The organism is Amycolatopsis rhabdoformis (genome assembly GCF_035918295.1).
In the GTDB taxonomy this organism is placed as follows: Bacteria; Actinomycetota; Actinomycetes; order Mycobacteriales; family Pseudonocardiaceae; genus Amycolatopsis; species Amycolatopsis rhabdoformis.
In genome coordinates this window covers 6,698,410-6,715,788 of the sequence record NZ_CP142149.1, presented here as the reverse complement: position 1 = coordinate 6,715,788, position 17,379 = coordinate 6,698,410, and the positions used below count along the sequence as shown (strand labels likewise).

Annotated in this window: 19 protein-coding genes; 12 read left to right on the top strand and 7 right to left on the bottom strand. The window is 70.1% G+C overall.

The window, feature by feature from the left end; genetic code table 11:
* The first annotated feature begins 5 nt into the window (after nt 1-5).
* Entirely contained in the window at nt 6-878 is an 873-nt protein-coding gene (locus VSH64_RS30820; RefSeq protein WP_326566257.1) for a helix-turn-helix domain-containing protein, read from the top strand.
* A 23-nt stretch (nt 879-901) separates the two neighbouring features.
* Nucleotides 902-1,063: a DUF397 domain-containing protein gene (locus VSH64_RS30815; protein WP_326566256.1), complete on the top strand. Its 162-nt coding sequence runs from the start codon at nt 902-904 to the stop codon at nt 1,061-1,063.
* Here VSH64_RS30815 and VSH64_RS30810 read toward each other — a convergent pair whose 3' ends face one another.
* Nucleotides 1,064-1,477, bottom strand: coding sequence for a hypothetical protein (locus VSH64_RS30810; RefSeq protein WP_326566255.1), 414 nt, complete (start codon nt 1,475-1,477; stop codon nt 1,064-1,066).
* 85 nt (nt 1,478-1,562) lie between these two features.
* Here VSH64_RS30810 and VSH64_RS30805 point away from each other — a divergent pair, with 85 nt between their 5' ends.
* The 3 genes from VSH64_RS30805 to trpC all read left to right on the top strand — a co-directional run bounded on the left by VSH64_RS30805 (nt 1,563) and on the right by trpC (nt 4,438).
* Nucleotides 1,563-2,582 carry a hypothetical protein gene (locus tag VSH64_RS30805; RefSeq protein WP_326566254.1) on the top strand — a complete coding sequence of 340 codons (1,020 nt, stop codon included), beginning with the start codon at nt 1,563-1,565 and terminating at the stop codon, nt 2,580-2,582.
* 8 nt (nt 2,583-2,590) lie between these two features.
* Nucleotides 2,591-3,505, top strand: a complete 915-nt coding sequence (locus VSH64_RS30800) for a MazG family protein (RefSeq protein WP_326566253.1) — start codon at nt 2,591-2,593, stop codon at nt 3,503-3,505.
* Nucleotides 3,506-3,646: 141 nt separating this feature from the next.
* The gene (gene trpC, locus VSH64_RS30795) at nt 3,647-4,438 is read left to right on the top strand and encodes an indole-3-glycerol phosphate synthase TrpC (RefSeq protein ID WP_326566252.1); all 792 of its coding nucleotides are present in this window, start codon (nt 3,647-3,649) and stop codon (nt 4,436-4,438) included.
* Here the strand turns inward: trpC and VSH64_RS30790 are convergent.
* A complete protein-coding gene (locus VSH64_RS30790; protein ID WP_326566251.1) occupies nt 4,435-5,370 on the bottom strand; it encodes a zinc-binding dehydrogenase in 936 nt (311 codons plus the stop codon). The genes trpC and VSH64_RS30790 overlap by 4 nt on opposite strands.
* 49 nt (nt 5,371-5,419) lie before the next feature.
* Between VSH64_RS30790 and VSH64_RS30785 the strand changes: the two genes are divergently transcribed.
* From VSH64_RS30785 to VSH64_RS30755, 7 genes are all read left to right on the top strand, one after another.
* Entirely contained in the window at nt 5,420-6,046 is a 627-nt protein-coding gene (locus VSH64_RS30785) for a TetR/AcrR family transcriptional regulator (protein ID WP_326566250.1), read from the top strand.
* Between the two features lie 136 nt (nt 6,047-6,182).
* Nucleotides 6,183-6,740 carry an RNA polymerase sigma factor gene (locus VSH64_RS30780; protein WP_326838064.1) on the top strand — a complete coding sequence of 186 codons (558 nt, stop codon included), beginning with the start codon at nt 6,183-6,185 and terminating at the stop codon, nt 6,738-6,740.
* Nucleotides 6,737-7,519: a zf-HC2 domain-containing protein gene (locus VSH64_RS30775; protein ID WP_326566249.1), complete on the top strand. Its 783-nt coding sequence runs from the start codon at nt 6,737-6,739 to the stop codon at nt 7,517-7,519. The genes VSH64_RS30780 and VSH64_RS30775 overlap by 4 nt, the downstream gene beginning before the upstream one ends.
* Nucleotides 7,520-7,540: 21 nt before the next feature.
* Complete coding sequence (locus VSH64_RS30770) at nt 7,541-8,344, top strand: ABC transporter ATP-binding protein (RefSeq protein WP_326566248.1); 804 nt, start codon at nt 7,541-7,543, stop codon at nt 8,342-8,344.
* Complete coding sequence (locus tag VSH64_RS30765; protein ID WP_326566247.1) at nt 8,341-9,666, top strand: hypothetical protein; 1,326 nt, start codon at nt 8,341-8,343, stop codon at nt 9,664-9,666. The genes VSH64_RS30770 and VSH64_RS30765 overlap by 4 nt, the downstream gene beginning before the upstream one ends.
* Nucleotides 9,663-10,217, top strand: coding sequence for a hypothetical protein (locus tag VSH64_RS30760; RefSeq protein WP_326566246.1), 555 nt, complete (start codon nt 9,663-9,665; stop codon nt 10,215-10,217). The genes VSH64_RS30765 and VSH64_RS30760 overlap by 4 nt, the downstream gene beginning before the upstream one ends.
* 139 nt (nt 10,218-10,356) lie before the next feature.
* Nucleotides 10,357-13,170, top strand: a complete 2,814-nt coding sequence (locus VSH64_RS30755; protein ID WP_326566245.1) for a transcriptional regulator — start codon at nt 10,357-10,359, stop codon at nt 13,168-13,170.
* 22 nt (nt 13,171-13,192) lie between these two features.
* On the opposite strand, the gene VSH64_RS30750 is transcribed toward VSH64_RS30755, so the two are convergent.
* The 5 genes from VSH64_RS30750 to efeU are packed head-to-tail and all read right to left on the bottom strand — an operon-like array spanning nt 13,193 to nt 17,261.
* Entirely contained in the window at nt 13,193-13,540 is a 348-nt protein-coding gene (locus VSH64_RS30750) for a TraR/DksA family transcriptional regulator (protein WP_326566244.1), read from the bottom strand.
* Between the two features lie 14 nt (nt 13,541-13,554).
* On the bottom strand, nt 13,555-13,971 hold the full coding sequence (locus VSH64_RS30745) for a PPOX class F420-dependent oxidoreductase (protein WP_326566243.1): 417 nt from the start codon (nt 13,969-13,971) through the stop codon (nt 13,555-13,557).
* A 34-nt stretch (nt 13,972-14,005) separates the two neighbouring features.
* Nucleotides 14,006-15,265, bottom strand: a complete 1,260-nt coding sequence (gene efeB, locus VSH64_RS30740) for an iron uptake transporter deferrochelatase/peroxidase subunit (RefSeq protein ID WP_326566242.1) — start codon at nt 15,263-15,265, stop codon at nt 14,006-14,008.
* Nucleotides 15,262-16,410 carry an iron uptake system protein EfeO gene (gene efeO, locus VSH64_RS30735; RefSeq protein WP_407655573.1) on the bottom strand — a complete coding sequence of 383 codons (1,149 nt, stop codon included), beginning with the start codon at nt 16,408-16,410 and terminating at the stop codon, nt 15,262-15,264. Before efeO ends, efeB begins: the two co-directional genes overlap by 4 nt.
* A 2-nt stretch (nt 16,411-16,412) precedes the next feature.
* The gene (efeU, locus tag VSH64_RS30730; RefSeq protein WP_326566240.1) at nt 16,413-17,261 is read right to left on the bottom strand and encodes an iron uptake transporter permease EfeU; all 849 of its coding nucleotides are present in this window, start codon (nt 17,259-17,261) and stop codon (nt 16,413-16,415) included.
* Between the last annotated feature and the right edge of the window lie 118 nt (nt 17,262-17,379).

The following is a 17,379-nucleotide window of genomic DNA, read 5'->3' as shown; positions in this document are numbered from 1 at the left end:
GTCGTATGCATGATCGCTATTCGACTGTGCGCGGCCGCCAGCTCGGTGTTCGTTTGCGAGAGTTGATGGAAGAACACCATTGGGGTGTGCGCGAGATGGCGCGCCGGTTGGACTGGCCGCCCACCCGCATCTCCAACATGTTCAACGCGCGGCGGGGCAGCAAGTACATCGACGTGGTCAAGATGCTCACGCTCATGGGTGTCGTCGGCGAGGAAGCCGATGAGATCTATGCGCTGTGTGAAGACATGGACAAGTTCGGCCTTGTGGAGTCGCCGCTGGACCGGCGCAGGCGCCGGTTGCGAACGTTGGAGAACTTCGAAGCCGAGGCCTCATCCATCTTCGCTTTCCAGGCAAACTTGATTCCTGGCTTCATGCAGACTGAGCGGTACTGCCGAGCGCAGATGGAGACTGCGGTCAACCTGCAGGGGGATCTCGAGGGGTATGTCAATCGGCGGATGAAGCGCCGCGATGTACTCGACCAATCGCGGATCAAGTTCGACATCTTCGTGCACGAGTTCGTGCTGAGGCTTGATTTCGGCGGAGCGGACCTGATGGCCGAGCAGCTCTACCACCTCCTGCGGCTCGCGGTGCGGCCGAACATCACGATCCGGATCGTGCCCGCATCCGCGGGCTCCCACGCGGCAGTGGCCGGCAGCTTCAAACTGCTGGAGTTCGAAGAAGCTGATCCGGTGGTGTACATCGACACCGAAGCAGTCAATCTCTTCCTCGAAGATCCGGAAGAGATCGCCATGTACCGCAATGTCTGCCGGGGGTTGACCGCGCAAGCGCTGAACGAGGCCGACTCGAAACAGTTCATCACCGACCTCGTCGCCGAGTGCTATCCCGGCACCGACGAGGACCTGCCGCTTCAGTTCTGACCGGCCCTGTGAGGAGTAAAAGTATGCCGATCGAATGGCGCACGAGCAGCTACACCAACGCCGATGCTTGTGTTGAGGTCGCGACTGGTCGCGAAGTGCTGGTCAGGGACACCAAGGACCGCGAGGCCGGTCACATCACCGTCCCCGCGGCTGCCTGGCATGAACTACTCAACCGCCTGAACTGATCAGCCGCCTGCACTGAGCTGGAACATCGGCGGCTCACCTGTCGCCAGCTGTAAACGGACTTCCTCTTTCGGCGTAGGCAGCGCGCCCGCGCCGGCCATCGGCAGTGGTCGGGGCGTGCGGGGCACGCGTGTGCCCGAGCCGCCGCCGCGGCCGTTGTACACAACGAGCCCGCGGTCCGGATCCGGGACCGCGTCCAGTGCGGCCGTCACGGCGGCCAGGCCGCGGAACCGCTCCCGCTGAGCCAGATCCGCGAACTCGATCTCCAGCGTCACGCCCCAGCGGTGGACGTGCCACGTCCACTGTTCGGCGCCGTGGGTCAGGGCGGCCTCGGTGAGGTTGTCGCCGTGTGCGCGTTGCCAGCTGCGCGCGGAAAACTCCCCATCGAGGACCTCGATCGACAACCAAGAGTCCATAAGTCGACAATATCGTCGAACCGACCTCGATGGTGTTGCGTTTCGGGGGCGGACGTGTGAGAGGGTATGGCCTGTGATGCGGATCATGGGGCGCCCTGGGGTCGGAAAACGGACCAGCGCGCTGGCGGGTGTCGTTGCCGGTGGTCTCCTGCTCGCCGGGTGCGGTGCGGGCCCGAGCCAGGTGACCACGGCGGCGGTCATCGACGGTCAGGTCACCACCATCGACCAGGTCCAGGGCCTGATCGACAAGTCGTTGAGCGAGCAGCCGTACGCGAAGCAGCTTGCCGCGCAGCACAAGCTCGACCTCGTGGGCCGGGAGATCGTGCGCCAGCAGCTGCTGCACTCCGTGGTGCAGAAGGCGGCGGCGCAGGAGCACATCACGGCCGACCCGGCCACCATCTCCGCCGCACTCGCGCAGGGCGACCCGCTCGCCGGCGAGATGCCGGAGAACCTCGCGCAGGACCAGCCCGCGGCCGTGACGCAGCTCGTGCAGCGGGCGCGCGACCACCGTGAGGCGCTCACGGACCTGTACCTGGAGCAGCAGCTCGCCGCGAAGTACCTGCCGACGCTGGCGGTGAACTTCGACTACACGAGCATCGGGGCGCCGACGTCCGACAGCGAGACGCCGGCCATCGACCCGGCCACCGCGCGCAGCCAGGCGATCCAGAAGGCCCAGGAGTACGCGGCCAGCCCGGGCGCGATCCAGGCCGAGGTGCAGAACGGCGCGCAGGGCAACGTGGGGCAGCAGGCGCCCGCGCTGTCGTCGCCGGAGGACGCCGCGACGGTGCTGTTCGGTGTTCCGGCCAACACGGCCATCGCGTTCCAGCCCAACCCCACCAGCGCGCCGACGTGGTGGGTCACGGCCGTGGTGAAGCAGCGCGCCACCGACAAGCCGGTGGCCACCGACCAGGTGCAGCAGCCGACGCCCGACCAGATCGGGGCGATCGGGGTGCGGTTGCTGCAGCCGTACGTGAGCCAGGTCGACTTCAAGATCAACCCGCGCTACGGCGTGTGGGACCCGGTGGGCATGGACCTCGCGGCCAACGCCAACAGCCTCCAGGGCATCGTGCTGCCGGTCCGGGGTAGTGCTCCGGCCCAGCAGTGAACTCGGCAGTGACCGGCTCGGTTGTCGTGGTCGCCCACGGGGCGACCGTTCCGGCCGCGGCCGTCGGGTTGTTGCGTTCGGCCGGTGTGTACGCGGCTTCGGACGTGGACGCTTCGCTGTTCGGCGTCCCGTCGCTGCCGGCCGCGATCAGCGGCGACGTCGTGCTGATCACGGACTCGGTGGCGTCGCCTGAGGCGACCGCGCTGGTGGCCGCGGGTGCGCGCGTGATCGAGACGCCGGTGGCGCCGCTCGTCGAAGCCGCCGAGGTGATGGACACGCTGCGCTCGCCCGGCGGCTGTCCGTGGGACGCGGTGCAGACGCACGATTCGCTGCGCCAGTACCTGGTCGAAGAGACCTACGAGCTGCTCGAAGCAATCGAGGAAAACGACCGCGAAGCCCTGCGTGAAGAGCTCGGCGACGTGCTGCTGCAGGTGCTCTTCCACGCGCGCGTGGCGGCCGAGGACGCCACCGAGCCGTTCACGATCGACGACGTGGCGCGGGATCTGGTGGCCAAGCTCGTGGGGCGGCACCCGAACGTGTTCGCCGGTGCCGCGCGCGTGGCCACGGCCGGCGACCAGGAACTGAAGTGGGAAGAGCTCAAGCAGGTCGAGAAGCAGCGCCGGTCCATTGTGGACGGGGTGGCGCTCGGCCAGCCGGCCGTGGCGCTCGCCGCGAAGCTCGGCCAGCGCAGCGGGCGCGCGGGGATTCCGCTCGACCTGTTCCCGGCGGGTTCGGCGCCGGCGGCGCAGCTGTTCCGCACGGCGGCCACGGCCCGTCGCGCCGGAACCGATCCCGAGGGTGAACTGCGGGCCGTCGCGAAGCAGTTCGCGCGCGACGTGCGGGCGGCGGAGGAAGCGGCGCGCGAGGCGGGCGTGGAACCGTCCACCTTGGAGGCCGACGGCTGGCGCAAGTTCTGGCCGTAACGGGCTTTTCGGACAGCTGTTGAGTCAGTTCGGCCACCCTGTGTGCCTCGCGTGGTACGTCACGCAGTGATCGCGCGCACTCCCGCGTGCCATCTTCGCGCCGCGGGCTGACGATGGAGGCCGGTCGTCGGAGGAGTGGGTATGAGCGTGCTGGACGGGATCCTCGAAGGTGTGCGCGAGGATCTGGAAGATCGCAAGCGGACGACGTCGCTCGCGGACCTGCAGGCCCGCGTGCGCGATCTGCCGCCGACGCGGGACCCGCTGCCCGCGTTCCGCTCACCGGGCGTGTCGATCATCGCCGAGGTGAAGCGCAAGAGTCCGAGCAAGGGCGCGCTCGCCGAGATCACCGACCCGGCCGCGCTCGCGGCCCAGTACGAAGAGGGCGGCGCGTCGGCCATCAGCGTGCTGACCGAGCGGCGGCGCTTCGGCGGCTCGCTCGCGGACCTGGAGGCGGTGCGCGGACGCGTCGGGATTCCGGTGCTGCGCAAGGACTTCATCGTGGAGCCGTACCAGCTGTGGGAGGCGCGCGCGTACGGCGCGGACCTGGCGCTGCTGATGGTGGTGTCGCTGGAAGGTGCCCTGCTGGACGAGCTCCACGGCCTCGCCGTGGAGCTGGGTCTCACGCCGCTGGTCGAGTCGCACACCGAGGACGAGCTGGCGCGCGCGGTGGCGTCCGGGGCGCAGGTGCTGGGTGTCAACGCCCGCGACCTCACGACGCTGGAGGTCGACCGGACCGTGTTCAAGGCGCTCGGGCCGCAGATCCCGGCCGATCGCGTGCGGGTGGCGGAGTCGGGCGTGGCCGGTCCGGGTGATGTCGCGGAGTACCGCGGCTGGGGCGCGGACGTGGTGCTGGTCGGCGAGGCGCTGGTGCGCTCGGGCGACCCGGTCACGTCCGTCCGCGACTTCATCCGGACGGCCAACGAGCTCGGTTAGGGCTTGAGCACGATCCGCCCGAAGACCTCGCCGTCGTCCATCTTTTGGTGGGCGAGGGCGGCCTCGTCGAGCTTGAGCACTTCGTGCACAACGGCCTTGAAGTCCTTGCTGCGGAACTGTTCTTCGCGGACGGTTCGCATGGCTTCGGGCGACACGGTGTCGGCGCTGAAGGTGACGAACGACAGCGACCGGCGGAAGTCCTGCATCAGCTTCATCCCGAAGTCGGCCGGCGGCATCCCGCCGACGATGCCGACCACCACGAGACGGCCGTTGCGGTTGAGCTTGTCGAAGAAGCCGGGCAGGTGCTCGCCCGCGATGAGGTCGATGATCACGTCGTACTGATCGTCGCCGGTCCCCGCGCGGTCGAGGACCTGGGTGGCGCCGAGCGCTTTCAGCCGCTCGCCGCGCTCGGCACTGGACGTGGTGACGGCGACGGCCTTGGCTCCGTCGCGCACGGCCAGCTGGATCGCCGAAACGCCGATGCTCCCGGCCGCGCCGCGCACCAGCACGGTCTCGCCGGGCCGGAAGTGCGCCTGCTCCAGGGCGAAGTGCGCGACCGGCCCGGAGGTGCCGATGGCCACGGCGTCCTCGCTCGAGAGCGCGTCGGGAATCGGCAGGAAGTCACTCGCGGCCACGCGCTCCGCGTAACCACCGCCCATCCCGGCGAACGCCCACACCCGTCGGCCTCTCAGCCCCTCGTCGACGCCCTCGCCGACGGCCACGACCGTGCCCGCGACCTCGCTGCCGGGGATGAACCCGGGCTGGAAGCCGTAGCTGTTCAGCGTGCCGCGGCGGATCACCGCGTCGACGCCGCCGACCCCGATGGCCTCGGTCTCGATCAGCACTTGCCCGGCGGCCGGAACCGGTTCCGGCACCTCCGTGACCCGCAGTCCCTCGGCCGGTCCGAACTCTTCGATCACCACTGCTTTCATGCCCGCGACGCTAACGGACGGGGGCGTCCGTTTCGGCTAAAGTGAGAGCGTGCCAGCCCGTTTGCCTCAGACACTGCGCTCCGACGCGCGCGACAACCGCGACCGCATCCTCACCGCGGCCCGCGAGGTCTTCGCGGCCGAGGGCCTCGACGTGCCGATGCGCGAGGTCGCCCGCCGCGCCGGCGTCGGCCCCGCCACGCTGTATCGCCACTTCCCCACCAAGGAGGACCTGGCGGGCGCCGCCTTCGCCGACCAGCTGCCCCTGTGCCAGGAGATCGTCGCCGAGGGCCTCGCCACCCCCGACCCGTGGCTCGGCTTCCGCCTGGTGATCGAAAAGCTCTTCGACGTCCACGCCCGCGACCGCGGCTTCACCGCGGCCTTCCTCTCGCGCTTCCCGCGCGCCTTCGACTTCACCGCCGCCCGCGACGCCACCCTCGCCGCCATCTCCGAGCTGGCCCTGCGCGCGAAAACCACCGGCCACCTGCGCCCCGACTTCGTGGTGGACGACCTGGTGCTGGTGCTGATGGCGAACAACGGCATCCAGGCGTCGTCGCCGGAGGTCCGCGTCGCCGCTTCGCGCCGATTCGCGGCGCTGGCGATCCAGGCGTTTCGAGCTACGCCGGAGGCGGCGCCGCTGCCACCGGCGGCGCGGATGCACCTGCGCGCGGTGGTCTGACGCGGGTGGCGGGGCGCGTGAGCTGATCGACGGTCATCTCCGCCCTCCAGCAGCACGGACGCACCTGCGCTCGCTCGTGTGACTCAAACCACACCGCACTGAGAACCGTGGGATGATTCGCGGCGTCTTGCCTGAGGTGAAGCACCAGAAGCCCGTGGTCGAGGTGGACGAGGAACAGCTCGTCCGCCGGGCTGCGCGTGGTGATCGGGTGGCGTTCGAGGAGTTCTACCGGCGGACGGCGCCGTGGCTGGTGGTGCGGTTGCGGCGGCGGTGTGCGGATGAGCAGATCGTCGCCGAGGTCATGCAGGAGACGTACCTGGCGGTGTGGCGGGCGGCGGGGTCGTTCGCGGGCGCGGCGGCCGGTGGGTCGGCCGTCGGGTGGGTCTGGACGATCGCGGCGAGGCGGCTGGTTGACGCGTTTCGGCGGCGGGCACAGCACGCGCAGGTGCCCGTCGTGACGCAGGTCGACGTGACCGCGCCGGCGGCGGAGGACGAAGCGCTCAAGGGCACGGTCGGCGACGAGGTGGGCGACGCGTTGCGCACGCTGGCCCCGGAGCTGCGGCAGGTGCTGCAGGCGATGGTGCTCGACGGACTGTCCGTGCGGGAGACCGCCGTGCTGCTCGGGCTGCCGGAAGGAACTGTGAAAACGCGGGCGCGCCGTGCGCGGATCGCCATGCGGGAGGCCCTGACATGAACCACGTCTCCGATCGACTGCTGACCGGCTACCTCGCCGGCGAAACCTTGCCCGGCGACGAGGAGTGGGCCGCCGAGGCGCACCTGGAGACTTGTGCGGTGTGCCGGGGCCGGCTGGCCGCGCTGTCCACATCGGACACGCTGATCCCGGACGTGTGGGCCGGGCTGCAGCCGGAGCTGGCCAAGGCGCCGCAGCCGGTGCCACGGCGGCTCAAGGCGGGTCTGCGCAGCTGGGCCACGCCGGTGCTGCTGCCGTGGCTGGTGATGACAGTGCTGGTGGCGGTGGTGGCCGTGCTGATCGACCGCGGCTTCCCGGAGAACCTGTCGTTCGTGCAGCTGATCGCGCCGGTGCTCACGGTGATCGGCGTGGCGGCTTCGTGGGCGCGGGGGCTGGACCCGGCGTACGAGGTGGTGACCGCGAGCCCGCGGGCCGGTCTGGACCTCGTGCTGCGGCGCACCACGGCGGTGCTGGTGCTGGTGTTGCCGGTGCTGCTGGTCGCGGGCTGGCTCAGCCACACGAACCTGGGGCTGGCGCTGTTGCCGAGCCTCGCGTTCACGACCGGAACGCTGGCGTTGGGCGTGGTCATGGGCGTGACGCGGGCCGCGCTGGTGCTGGTGGTGGCGTGGCTCGGGGTGCTGGTGCTGCCGACGCTGGCCAGGGGTTATTCGTTCGCACTGCAACCGGGATCGCTTCCGGTCTGGGGCGGGATCTTCGCGTTGACGGTCGTGGTGGTGGTGCTCTGCCGGAGCGCTTTCACGCGGCTCAACGTGCACCACTGAGGGAGGAAGGGGACAATGGACATGCGGGCAGTAGAAGCCGCCGAGGTCGCTCCGTCGACCTATGCCTGGGAAATCCAGGCCGAAGAGCTGAAAGTACGCGTGGGACGGCGGAAAATGGCCGTCGACGGCCTGGATCTCGCCTTGGGTAAGGGAGTCCACGGCCTGCTCGGTCCCAACGGGGCCGGCAAGACCACGCTGATCAGAGCGCTGGCGACAGTGCTCAGGCCGGCGGAAGGCAGGCTGGCGCTGCTCGGTGAGTCGGTCGGGGGACACATCGATCAGCGCCGCCTGCGCCGGCACATCGGCTATCTGCCGCAGACGTTCGGCTACTACAAGCGCTTCACCGTGCGTGAGTTCGTCGAATACCTGGCGTGGCTGAAGGAGATGTCCAAAGAGGACATCCCGGGCGCCGTGCAGCGCGCGATCGAACGTGTGGGCCTGGCCGATCGCGCCGACGACAAGCTGAAAACGCTGTCAGGCGGCATGGTCCGCCGCGTCGGCATCGCGCAGGCCATCGTGAACGACCCGCAGATCCTGCTGCTCGACGAACCCACCGCGGGCCTCGACCCGGCCCAGCGCGTGCGCTTCCGCGAGCTCATGGTGCAGCTCGGTCAGGACGCATGTGTCGTCGTGTCCACGCACCTGGTGGAAGACGTGGCCACGGCGTGCACCGACGTGGTGCTCTTCGCCGAGGGCAAGCTCGTGTTCCAGGGCACGCCCGGGCAGCTGGCCGAGGCGGGCAGCACCGAGGACATCGGCGACAGCCCCATCGAGCGCGGCTACTCGGCGCTGCTCAACCACGAGCGCGGGAGGGGTTCCTGGTGAGCGTGCTGCGCACCGAGGCGCGCCGGTCGATCGCGCCGTGGCTGCTGGTCGTGTTCCTGGCCGTGGGCCTGGGTTTCTTCTTCCTGTTCAGCGGGCCGTGGATCCGGGACGCCAGCGCCTGGGACCTGCAATGGGTCCCTTCGGTGCTGTGGACGCGCTACGAGCTGTCGCTGCTGTGGCCGATCGTGGTGTGTGCCGCCGCGCTGCAGGGGATGCGTGACGGGCGGTCCGGAATGGACGAACTGCTCGCCACCACTCCGTTGCCCGTCGCCCGGCGCACGGCGAAGGTCGCGCTGGTGATCGGGCTGGCCGCGGTGGTCGCGTACCTCGTGATCGTGGCCGTCGGCCTCGGGCAGGTGATCGCCAACGACGGGATGTTCACCTTCACCTGGGTGCTGCCGCTGCTGGCCGGCATCGCTTCGGTGCTGGCGGGCGCGTCCGTGGGGCTCGCCCTCGGCCGACTGATGCCGCATCCGCTCACCGCACCCGCGGCCGGCGTGGTGGCGCTGGTGCTGAGCGTGTTCCTGCAGGTCGCCGGCGACCGCGGGAGTGCCGCGGAGGTGCTGCCGAACTGGCTCGCGCTGCTTTCGCCTGCCGCGGCGTCGCCGCGCAGCGCCTTCCAGGATCCGGTGGCCGCCGTGTCGATCGGCCAGCTGTGCTGGCTGCTGGGCCTCGCGGCGACGGGGTTCCTGGTGCTGGCCGTGCGCCGCTGGTACGCGGTGCTGCCGGCGCTCGTCGGGCTCGCCGTCGCCCTGCCGCTCTTCCCCGCCACGGCCGCCGACAACTTCACCGACAACGGCAAGGCCGCTCTCGTGTGCGACGGCCCGGTGTGCGTCACCACTCTGCACTCCGACTGGCTGTCCACTGTGGCCGGACCGGGTCGCGACGCCTTGGCCCGGCTGGCGAAGCTGCCCTCCGCGCCGAAGCGGGTCGTCGAGACCACCGAGCGGGAGTTCACCCGCCACGGCGACCCCGATCCGGCCGTGCTCACCGTGCGCCGCGACGACTATTACGTGCGCAGCCTCTCGGGCCGTGCCCTGGAGTACCAGCTCCTCGACACGGCGAGCGGCCCCACCTGCGGCGGCTGGGAAACCGAATCGGCGGCCCGCTGGGTCATCGCCGCCTGGCTCATCGGCGATCTGACGCCGGTGCCGCACGCCGAGGTCTTCGGCGCCACCCCGACCCCGCTGATGCGCGACGCCTGGACGAAGCTGCGCGCGGCCCCGATGGCCGAACAGGTCCGGCGCGTCGACGCCGCGCGCTTGGCCGGGCTGAGCTGCCACGGTGACCCGTATGCGCTGCTGACCGGAGCGTCCTCATGAGATGGCTCACGCTGTACGCCCGCTCGCGCCGGCTGCCTGCCTCTCTGGTGGCGTTGGTGTTGTGCCCCTTGGTGATCCGGGTGCTGGCGGGCTCGGATTGGTCCGTGGGGTTCGCTTCGCTGGCCCTCGGTGCGGCGATCGCGGTCGCGGCCACCGGGCTCTCGGGGCAGGACGTGGATCTCGACCGCACCGCCGCGTTCGGCTGGTTGCCGCGCCGGCTCGTGCACCTGGTGCTGCTCGGGGTGATCGCCGTCGGGGTGCTGTTGCTGGTGCGGGCCTCGGAGGTGCCGGCGCCGGTGATCCTTCGCGACGGTCTCGGTCTCGTCGGTCTCGCGGGGCTGGCCGCGTTCGCCTTCGGCGGGCAGTTCGGGTGGACGTTGCCGTTGCTGTGGCTGGTGGTGGCGCTGTTCGTGCCGGGCGACCCGGTGGGGCTCTACCACGTGGTGGCGTGGCCGTTGCAGGATTCGGACATCGCCGTGTCGTGGTGGCTGGCCGGCGGGTTGTTCCTGGTGGGCACCGGTGCGTACGCGGCGGTGGGGGCGCGCCGCTGAAAGACCTGGGGGACGGCCGGTTGTCGTACTCGCACGAGGGGCGGGTACGGCAACCGGTGCCGGTGGCCGTTAGGCCGTCCGGCGGGGTGTCCGGCGAAGTCCCACCACGCCGAGCCGGTTCTTCCTACAATCGCGCACCATGATCGCGCCCGCCGTGACCGGCGAACACTCCGAATCCTTCGGACTCGGTGAAGTCACCCTCGACCAGCTGCGCGAGCGAGTCCGGAAGCTGGCCGGGGGCGTGTTCGACGAAGACGTGCCGCGGCTGGAGAGGGAGATGCCGCACCTCGATCTCGGCGACATGCGGACCAAGGTCTTGGCCAGCGTGGCCGACGACGCCGACACCCTGCTGCGGACCACCAACAACCAGAACCTGCAGCTGAACCACGCCCGGCTCGCGCTGGCGAACCACGTCCGGCCGCCCGAACGCGACCGGGCGAACCCGCGCGACCGGGCCGCCCACGCGGCCACCGGATTCGCACTGTGGCTCGGGGTGCTCGTGCCGGTGGTCTTCTGGCAGCTCCTCCAGACGCCGTTGAGCGGGGCGGCGCACTTCTGGATCTCCGTGGCGGTGGTGGTGGCCGGGTTCGCCTCGCTCAAGCTCACCTCGTTGGCCGTGGCGTCGGCGGGCCGCCGGCTCAACGGCGTGCTGACGCGCGGTGGAGCGGCCTGGCCCATCGCGCCGTGCTTCGCCGCGATCTACCTGCTGGTGCTCTGGCGGCTGCGGAGTGCGTGGCAGGAGGCCATGGGGGCCGGCTGGGCCGTGGTGGTGTGGATTCTGCTGGGTCTCGTGACGCTGTTCCTGGTGCTGGTGGGGTACCTGGCCGCGTCGGATCCTGTGCGTGACGAGCGCGAGTGGCAGCGTGTGCCCCGCGCGGTTTTCGGTCGTTCGCTCCTGTCCGTCGTGGTCGCGTCCGTGGTGCTGGCGCTGGTGCTCACCGGCGCGCTGCCCCTGCCCTGGCCGGAGTGGGCGACCTGGGTCGCCGCGGACGTGGTGGCGTCGCTGATCGCGGTGGCGGGCGCGCCGGCGCTGCTCGGGTTCCGGATCCTGGTGCCGGCCCGGTACTCGCGCGACCCGAACCGTCGCGGCAGCCCCGCGTGGACCAAACAGCGCGACGATCTGCAGAAGCTGGTCGACGAGGCCGACGAGGAATGGCTGCGCAGCATCGAAGGACCGCTTCGGCGCCGCGTGCGCAACCGCCTCAACGCGGTGGTCGACCCGCCGTTCGGCACCACCCTGCCGAAGGTGGACCGCGCGGCGCTCGGCCAGATGCGCGCGGGCGACCGGGCGTTCACCGAAACCCCGGCCGGGCAACGGCTGAAGTCGGTGCTCGCGGGAATCCGCGGTGGTGCGATCGGCATGGCCGGGCCGCGCGGTGCGGGCAAGTCGACGCTCCTGGAGGCGTACCAGGCCGGCCGGTTCAACGAGTACAACGAGGCGCACATCGCGCTGCTCGAGAGCGTGCCGGTGCGGTACGACGCTCGCGAGTTCGTGCTGCACCTCTTCGCGCAGACGTGCGCCGCGGTGATCGGGTTCTGCGCCAAGAACGGCGTGGAAGCCGCGGAGCAACCGCCGGCGCGGCTCGACCGGCGAGCTTGGCTGAGCCGGGTGTGGCCGTTCGCCGCCGTGGTGGTGGTGTGGGCGGTGGTGGGCGTGGCCGGGGCTTCGGCGCTGAGCGGCCGTCCGGTGAACGTCGGCGCGTGGCTCACGGCCATGTGGTGGCCGATCGTCGCGGTGCTCGGGGTGGGGTCGATCCTCGGGATCGCCTTGCGCCGCCGCTCGGGCCCGGTCCTGCCGCGGCTCACCGCCCCGCCGCGCGAGCCGCGGCCGCCCGCACCGGGTGACCTCCACGCGTTGCGCGGGTTCGCCGAAGCGCGCTTGCGCGACGCCGCCTACCAGCTGAAACACACCTCAGGCTGGTCCGGCAAGATCGGCCTGCCGCTCGGCGTGGAGGCCGGCGCGTCGGGCTCGCAGGAGCTGACCAGCCTCCCGCGCACGTACCCGCAGATCGTCCACGACTTCGGCAAGTTCCTCAGCACCACGATCGGCTGCCTGAAAGGCCTGCCCAAGGTCGCGTCGACGTCGGTGGTGATCATCCTCGACGAGCTGGACAAGATCGCCTCGCCGGAAGCCGCGCAGGACTTCGTGAACGAGATCAAGGCGTTGTTCAGCCTCGACGTGCCGGGCTTCCTGGTCCTCGTGTCGGTGTCCGAAGACGCGCTGGCCTCGTTCGAGCGCCGGGGCCTGCCGGTGCGCGACGCGTTCGACAGCGCCTTCGACGTGATCTTCCGCTTGGAGTACCTGAAGCTCGACGACTCGAAAGACGTGCTGTACAGCCGAATTCTCGGCCTGCCGGAGCCGTTCGTGTGCCTGTGCCACTCGCTGTCGGGCGGCTTGCCCCGCGAACTGATCCGCGTGGCGCGGCAGATGATCGGCCTGACGGGGGAGCTCGCGGACGTCTCTCGCGTGCTGGTGGACGACGAGCTGCGGGACAAGCGCAGCGCCCTGCGGACCGTGGTCGCTCGCGGCGCGTACGACGACGTTTCCGTGAGCGACCTGGTCCGCCACCTCGACGCCCACGCCCAGGCCGACCCGGCCGTGTTGCTGCGGGCGGTGGAAAACCCGCCGGCCGCGGCCGCCGACCTGCACCGCCTCCAGGTCGAAACCCTCGGGCACCTCTACTTCCTGAGCACGGTCCTGGAGGTGTTCGGCCCCTCCTTCTCCCCGGCGGCGCTCACCCGCGGCAAAACCGAAGGCGACACGTCCTTCGACACCCTCACGTCGGCGCGGCAGCTGTTTCCCGTGAACGCGCACCTAGCTTGGCTCACGGTGAGCGCGTTCCGGCAGGCGTGGGGTCTTCGGGTGATCGAACCGCCGGAGCGGCGACGGGCGGGGACGTCGGGGAACGGTGCGGGTGAGGGCTTGGCGGTGCGTGAGGTCGAGCTCGGCTAGGGCCGGGCTGGTGATGCGGTGGTCACCTCTTGTTCGCGCAGGTGATGCACGTCCGCGTAGTCGGCAGAGCCTGCAAACGGCCCTCGGCGATCGGGCCACCACACCGTTCACAGACCTCGAAGACCCCCGCCCGCACCCGCTCAGCAGCCTGGTCCAGCGCGACAAGCTCATCTTCCGCCTGCTGCAACAGGGCCTGGACCTGGGCGCGCTCGAAGGCGATGGTCGAGCCCTCCGGGTCGTGCTCGTCATCGCCGCTCGAAAACTCCGAGGCGGCCACGATCTCGTCCCGCCGGCGCGCCAATGCCAGGGCCAACGACGCGGTCTCGGCTCGTGCCGTCGAGACCAGCTCGGTCGCCGCGCGTTCGTCCATGGCCGGCGGCCTCCCTAGCGCACCACGTCCCGGTTGTTCGGCTTCATCTCCAACGGTGGCACATCCGCACCGTCGATGCCCATGCTGATGATGCGCTCCGGGTGCAGCCGGATCACCGCGCCGTCGAGGTGCCCGTCCGGCGCGAACTCCTCGGTCAGCACCTCCGCGCGGCCGCGGATCTCCAGGCAGCGCACGCGCATGGGCGACAGCGAAGGCCGGTCGTCCACCACGAAGGCGGCGCGGCCGTTCGCCGCGACGTTGCGGTACTTGCGGCTGTGCGTCAGTCGGTAGCCGGTGATGTCGATGGCTTGGGCATCGGCGTTGTAGTTGAAGGCCACGGGGCTGACCTGCAGTGTTCCGTTCGGCTGCTGGGTCGCGAGGCGGCCCAGGCCCTGGGTGGCGAGGTAGTCGAGTTCGGCTGAGGTGAACATGCACCCCACGAAACAACTTCAACCCCGCTTGAAGTCAAGCGAAGAGCCCGTCACCCCAGGAAGACGTCGGCGTGGGGCCCGGCGGCACGGCGAAGTGGGCCGAACCCGTGTGCTGCACGTACTCCATCATCGCGTCCTTCGACGACAGCGCCTGTTGCATCGGCACGTACTGCTTGCGGGTGTCGCGGTTGAAGGCCAGGAAGAACAGGCCGGCTTCGAGGTGGCCGACTCCGTCGGAGCCGTCGACGAAGTTGTAGCCGCGGCGCAGGATGCGGGTGCCGTTCAGCGTCTGGTGCGAGGCCAGGCGGATGTGGGCGTCGTCGGCGATCAGCGGCACGCCGCCGGCTCCGCGCACGCCCAGGTCGACCTCGTCGAACTCCGCGGTCTGGCCCAGGGGCGCGCCGGTGCCCTTGGTGCGGCCGATGATCTGTTCCTGGCCCTCCAGCGGTTCGCGGTCCCACGTCTCGATGTGCATCTGGATGCGCCGCGCCACGAGGTAGGTGCCGCCGGCCATCCAGGGCTGGCCGTCGCCGGCGACGGCCCACACCTCGTCGCGCAGGATGTCGGTGTCCTCGGACTTCACGTTGTTCGTGCCGTCCTTGAAGCCGAACAGGTTGCGTGGCGTGGCCTGCGCGCGCGAGGTGGACGAGCTGCGCCCGAAGCCGAGCTGCGACCAGCGCACGGCGGTGACGCCGAAGCCGAGCCGCGCGAGGTTGCGCACCGCGTGCACGGCCACCTGCGGGTCGTTGGCGCACGCCTGGATACACAGGTCGCCGCCGGTGCGGGCCGGGTCGAGCTTGTCCTTCGGGAACAGCGGCAGGTCGATCAGCTGCGGCGGGCGCTTCGCGGCCAGTCCGAAGCGGTCGTCGAACAGCGAAGGGCCGAAGCCGATGGTGAGCGTGAGGTCCGACGCCGGCAGGTCGAGCGCTTCGCCGGTGTCGCCGGGCGGGGCTTCGGCGGCGCCGCCGACGGCGCCGTTGGGCACGACCTCTTGCCCGGCCGTCATCCGTCGTGCCGCGGAAGTCCACGTGCGCAACAGTTGCCGCAGCTCGCCGACGTCGGTAGTGGTCACGTCGAACGCCGCGAAGTGCAGGTTCTGCTGGGTCGGCGTGACGATGCCGGCCTGGTGCGCACCGTGGAAGTCCACCGTGGTCGTCGCGGCCTGCGCGGTGGAACCGCCACCCGATCGATCGATGCCGACCCCGGCCGCCGCTCCCGCGCCGGCCAGGGCGACCCCCGCTCCCGCCAGCCCGAACAGCTTCCGACGGGAGACGCGGGTGCCCTCGTCACTCACTTCGACACAACCTCCGCGACCTTGCTCAGCGGCTCGCTCAAGGCGTCGACCGCCGAGGCGAACGCCTTGATCTCGTCCTGCGACAGCTGGTTGTAGTACTTGAACCCGTCACCGACGCGCGTCTTGTCCAGCAGCGCCTGCACGTTGGCGAACTGCTTGTCCAGAGTGGACACCAGCGCCGGGTCGCGCTCCTGCAGGATCGGCCGCAGCGCCGCGATCGCGCCCTTCGAACCGTCCACGTTGGCCTGGAAGTCCCACAGGTCGGTGTGCGAGAAGGTCTCTTCCTCGCCGGTGATCTTGCCGGTGGCGACCTCGTCGAGCAGGCCCTTCGCGCCGTTGGCCAGGTCGAGCGCGCTCAGCTGCAGGGTCTTGGTCTTGGCGACCAGGTCCTTGACGTCGGTGACCAGCTTGTCGGCGATCTGCGGGGTGTCGGGCTTGAGGCCGGTCACCCACAGGTCCTTCTCGATGCGGTGGAAGCCGGTGAACTGCTGGCCCGGTTCGAGGTCGGCCTCGCGCACGTCGATGGCCGGGTCGAGGTCACCGAACTTCTCGGCGACGGGCTCGATGCGCTCGTAGTACACGCGCGTGGTGGCGTATTCGGCCTTGGCCTCGTCGACCTTGCCCGCCTTCACGGCGTCGACGAACTTCTGCGTCTCGGTCTCGAGCGCGTCGGTGTTGTTCGCGACGTAGGTGGCGTAGCTCTTGGTGGCTTCGGCCTTCTGCGCGTTGGTGTCGGTCTGCTTCTGCGCGCCACCGGTGACGGTGAAGTCGCCGCGGATGCCGTTGCCGGCCATGCCCGGCTTGCACGCCGTCTGGTACTTGCCGGCCTCGGGCACCTCGACGATGAGCCGGCGGTTGAGGCCGGGGGCGATGTTCTCGACCTCGCCCATGATCCGGTCGCCCTCGGCGTAGAGGTAGAACTCGGTGACCTTGGTGCCCTTGTTCGTGATCTCGAACGTCACGTTGCCCGCGCCGGCGGTCTTGGTGGCGACCGCGCAGGAGCTGTCGGACGCCTCGACCTTGATCGGGCCCGGGGCGCCGGCGGCGCCGCCGGACGCGGAATCCGTGCTGTCACAGGCGGACAGGGCCACGAGGGCCCCGACTCCGGCCAGCACGGCCAGCGGGGTTCTGGGAGAAAGGGGCACGGTCACTCCTTGACAGCGGCCGCAGCGGCTTCAGCCGTGACGGTTTTCTTCTTGGTGGGCTTGAGGAACAGCGGGAGAACGATCACCACGTACGCGACCCAGGCGATGGCCTGCAGCACCGTGGTCTGCTGCGAGTAGTTGAAGATCCCCTTGAGCAGCGCGCCGTACCACGAGGTTTCCGGCAGCGAGCTCGACGCGTCGAACGCGAGCGTGGTCAGGCCGGGGATGAAGCCGGCTTCCTGGAGGTCGTGGAGGCCGTAGCCGAGCACGCCGGCGGCCACGAACACCAGCAGCACACCGGTGACGGTGAAGAACTTCGCGAGGTTGAAGCGCACGGCGCCGCGGTAGAGCAGGTACGCGATCACGATCGCGGCGGCGATGCCGACCACGAACCCGATGAGCGGCTGGATCGTGTCCGACTGCGCGGTCTGCACGGCGGAGTAGAAGAACACCGCCGTTTCGAGGCCTTCGCGGCCCACGGCGAGGAACGACAGCAGCAGCACGGCGGCGGGGCCGACGTTGAGCGCGTCCTCCATCTTGCCGCGCAGCTCGGCCGCCATCTGCTTGGACGCCTTGCGCATCCAGAAGATCATCGCCGTGACGAACGCGACGGCGACGATCGAGAGGCTGCCGCCGAGCAGCTCCTGGTGCTCGAAGCTCAGCTGTGCCGTGCTGTAGGTGAGGATCGCGCCGACGGCCACCGAAAGCAGCACCGCGGCGCCGACCCCGGGCCACACGAACTTCAGCGCGTGGCGCCGGTCGGTCTTCACCAGGAACGCGACCAGGATGCTGACCACCAGGGCGGCCTCGAGCCCCTCGCGCAACCCGATCAGCGCGCTCGAAAACACCACTGCTCAGCCCTCCTTCGCGTACCTGACCTGATGTTTTTAGGTAAGGCTTGCCTGTAAGTCCAGAGGAGCGTACGCCCGGGGTGGTTCCCGAAAACGGACGAAACGGATTCAGTGGGCC

Bases quoted from the DNA above. Each gene is read 5' to 3' on its own strand.
- VSH64_RS30820 (WP_326566257.1), top strand. From the start codon at position 6: ATGCATGATCGCTATTCGACTGTGCGCGGCCGCCAGCTCGGTGTTCGT.
- VSH64_RS30760 (WP_326566246.1), top strand. From the start codon at position 9,663: ATGAGATGGCTCACGCTGTACGCCCGCTCGCGCCGGCTGCCTGCCTCT.
- VSH64_RS30745 (WP_326566243.1), bottom strand. From the start codon at position 13,971: ATGTTCACCTCAGCCGAACTCGACTACCTCGCCACCCAGGGCCTGGGC.
- VSH64_RS30805 (WP_326566254.1), top strand. From the start codon at position 1,563: ATGGGGCGCCCTGGGGTCGGAAAACGGACCAGCGCGCTGGCGGGTGTC.
- VSH64_RS30815 (WP_326566256.1), top strand. From the start codon at position 902: ATGCCGATCGAATGGCGCACGAGCAGCTACACCAACGCCGATGCTTGT.
- VSH64_RS30775 (WP_326566249.1), top strand. From the start codon at position 6,737: ATGAACCACGTCTCCGATCGACTGCTGACCGGCTACCTCGCCGGCGAA.
- trpC (WP_326566252.1), top strand. From the start codon at position 3,647: ATGAGCGTGCTGGACGGGATCCTCGAAGGTGTGCGCGAGGATCTGGAA.
- VSH64_RS30790 (WP_326566251.1), bottom strand. From the start codon at position 5,370: ATGAAAGCAGTGGTGATCGAAGAGTTCGGACCGGCCGAGGGACTGCGG.
- VSH64_RS30810 (WP_326566255.1), bottom strand. From the start codon at position 1,477: ATGGACTCTTGGTTGTCGATCGAGGTCCTCGATGGGGAGTTTTCCGCG.
- VSH64_RS30750 (WP_326566244.1), bottom strand. From the start codon at position 13,540: ATGGACGAACGCGCGGCGACCGAGCTGGTCTCGACGGCACGAGCCGAG.
- VSH64_RS30755 (WP_326566245.1), top strand. From the start codon at position 10,357: ATGATCGCGCCCGCCGTGACCGGCGAACACTCCGAATCCTTCGGACTC.
- VSH64_RS30770 (WP_326566248.1), top strand. From the start codon at position 7,541: ATGCGGGCAGTAGAAGCCGCCGAGGTCGCTCCGTCGACCTATGCCTGG.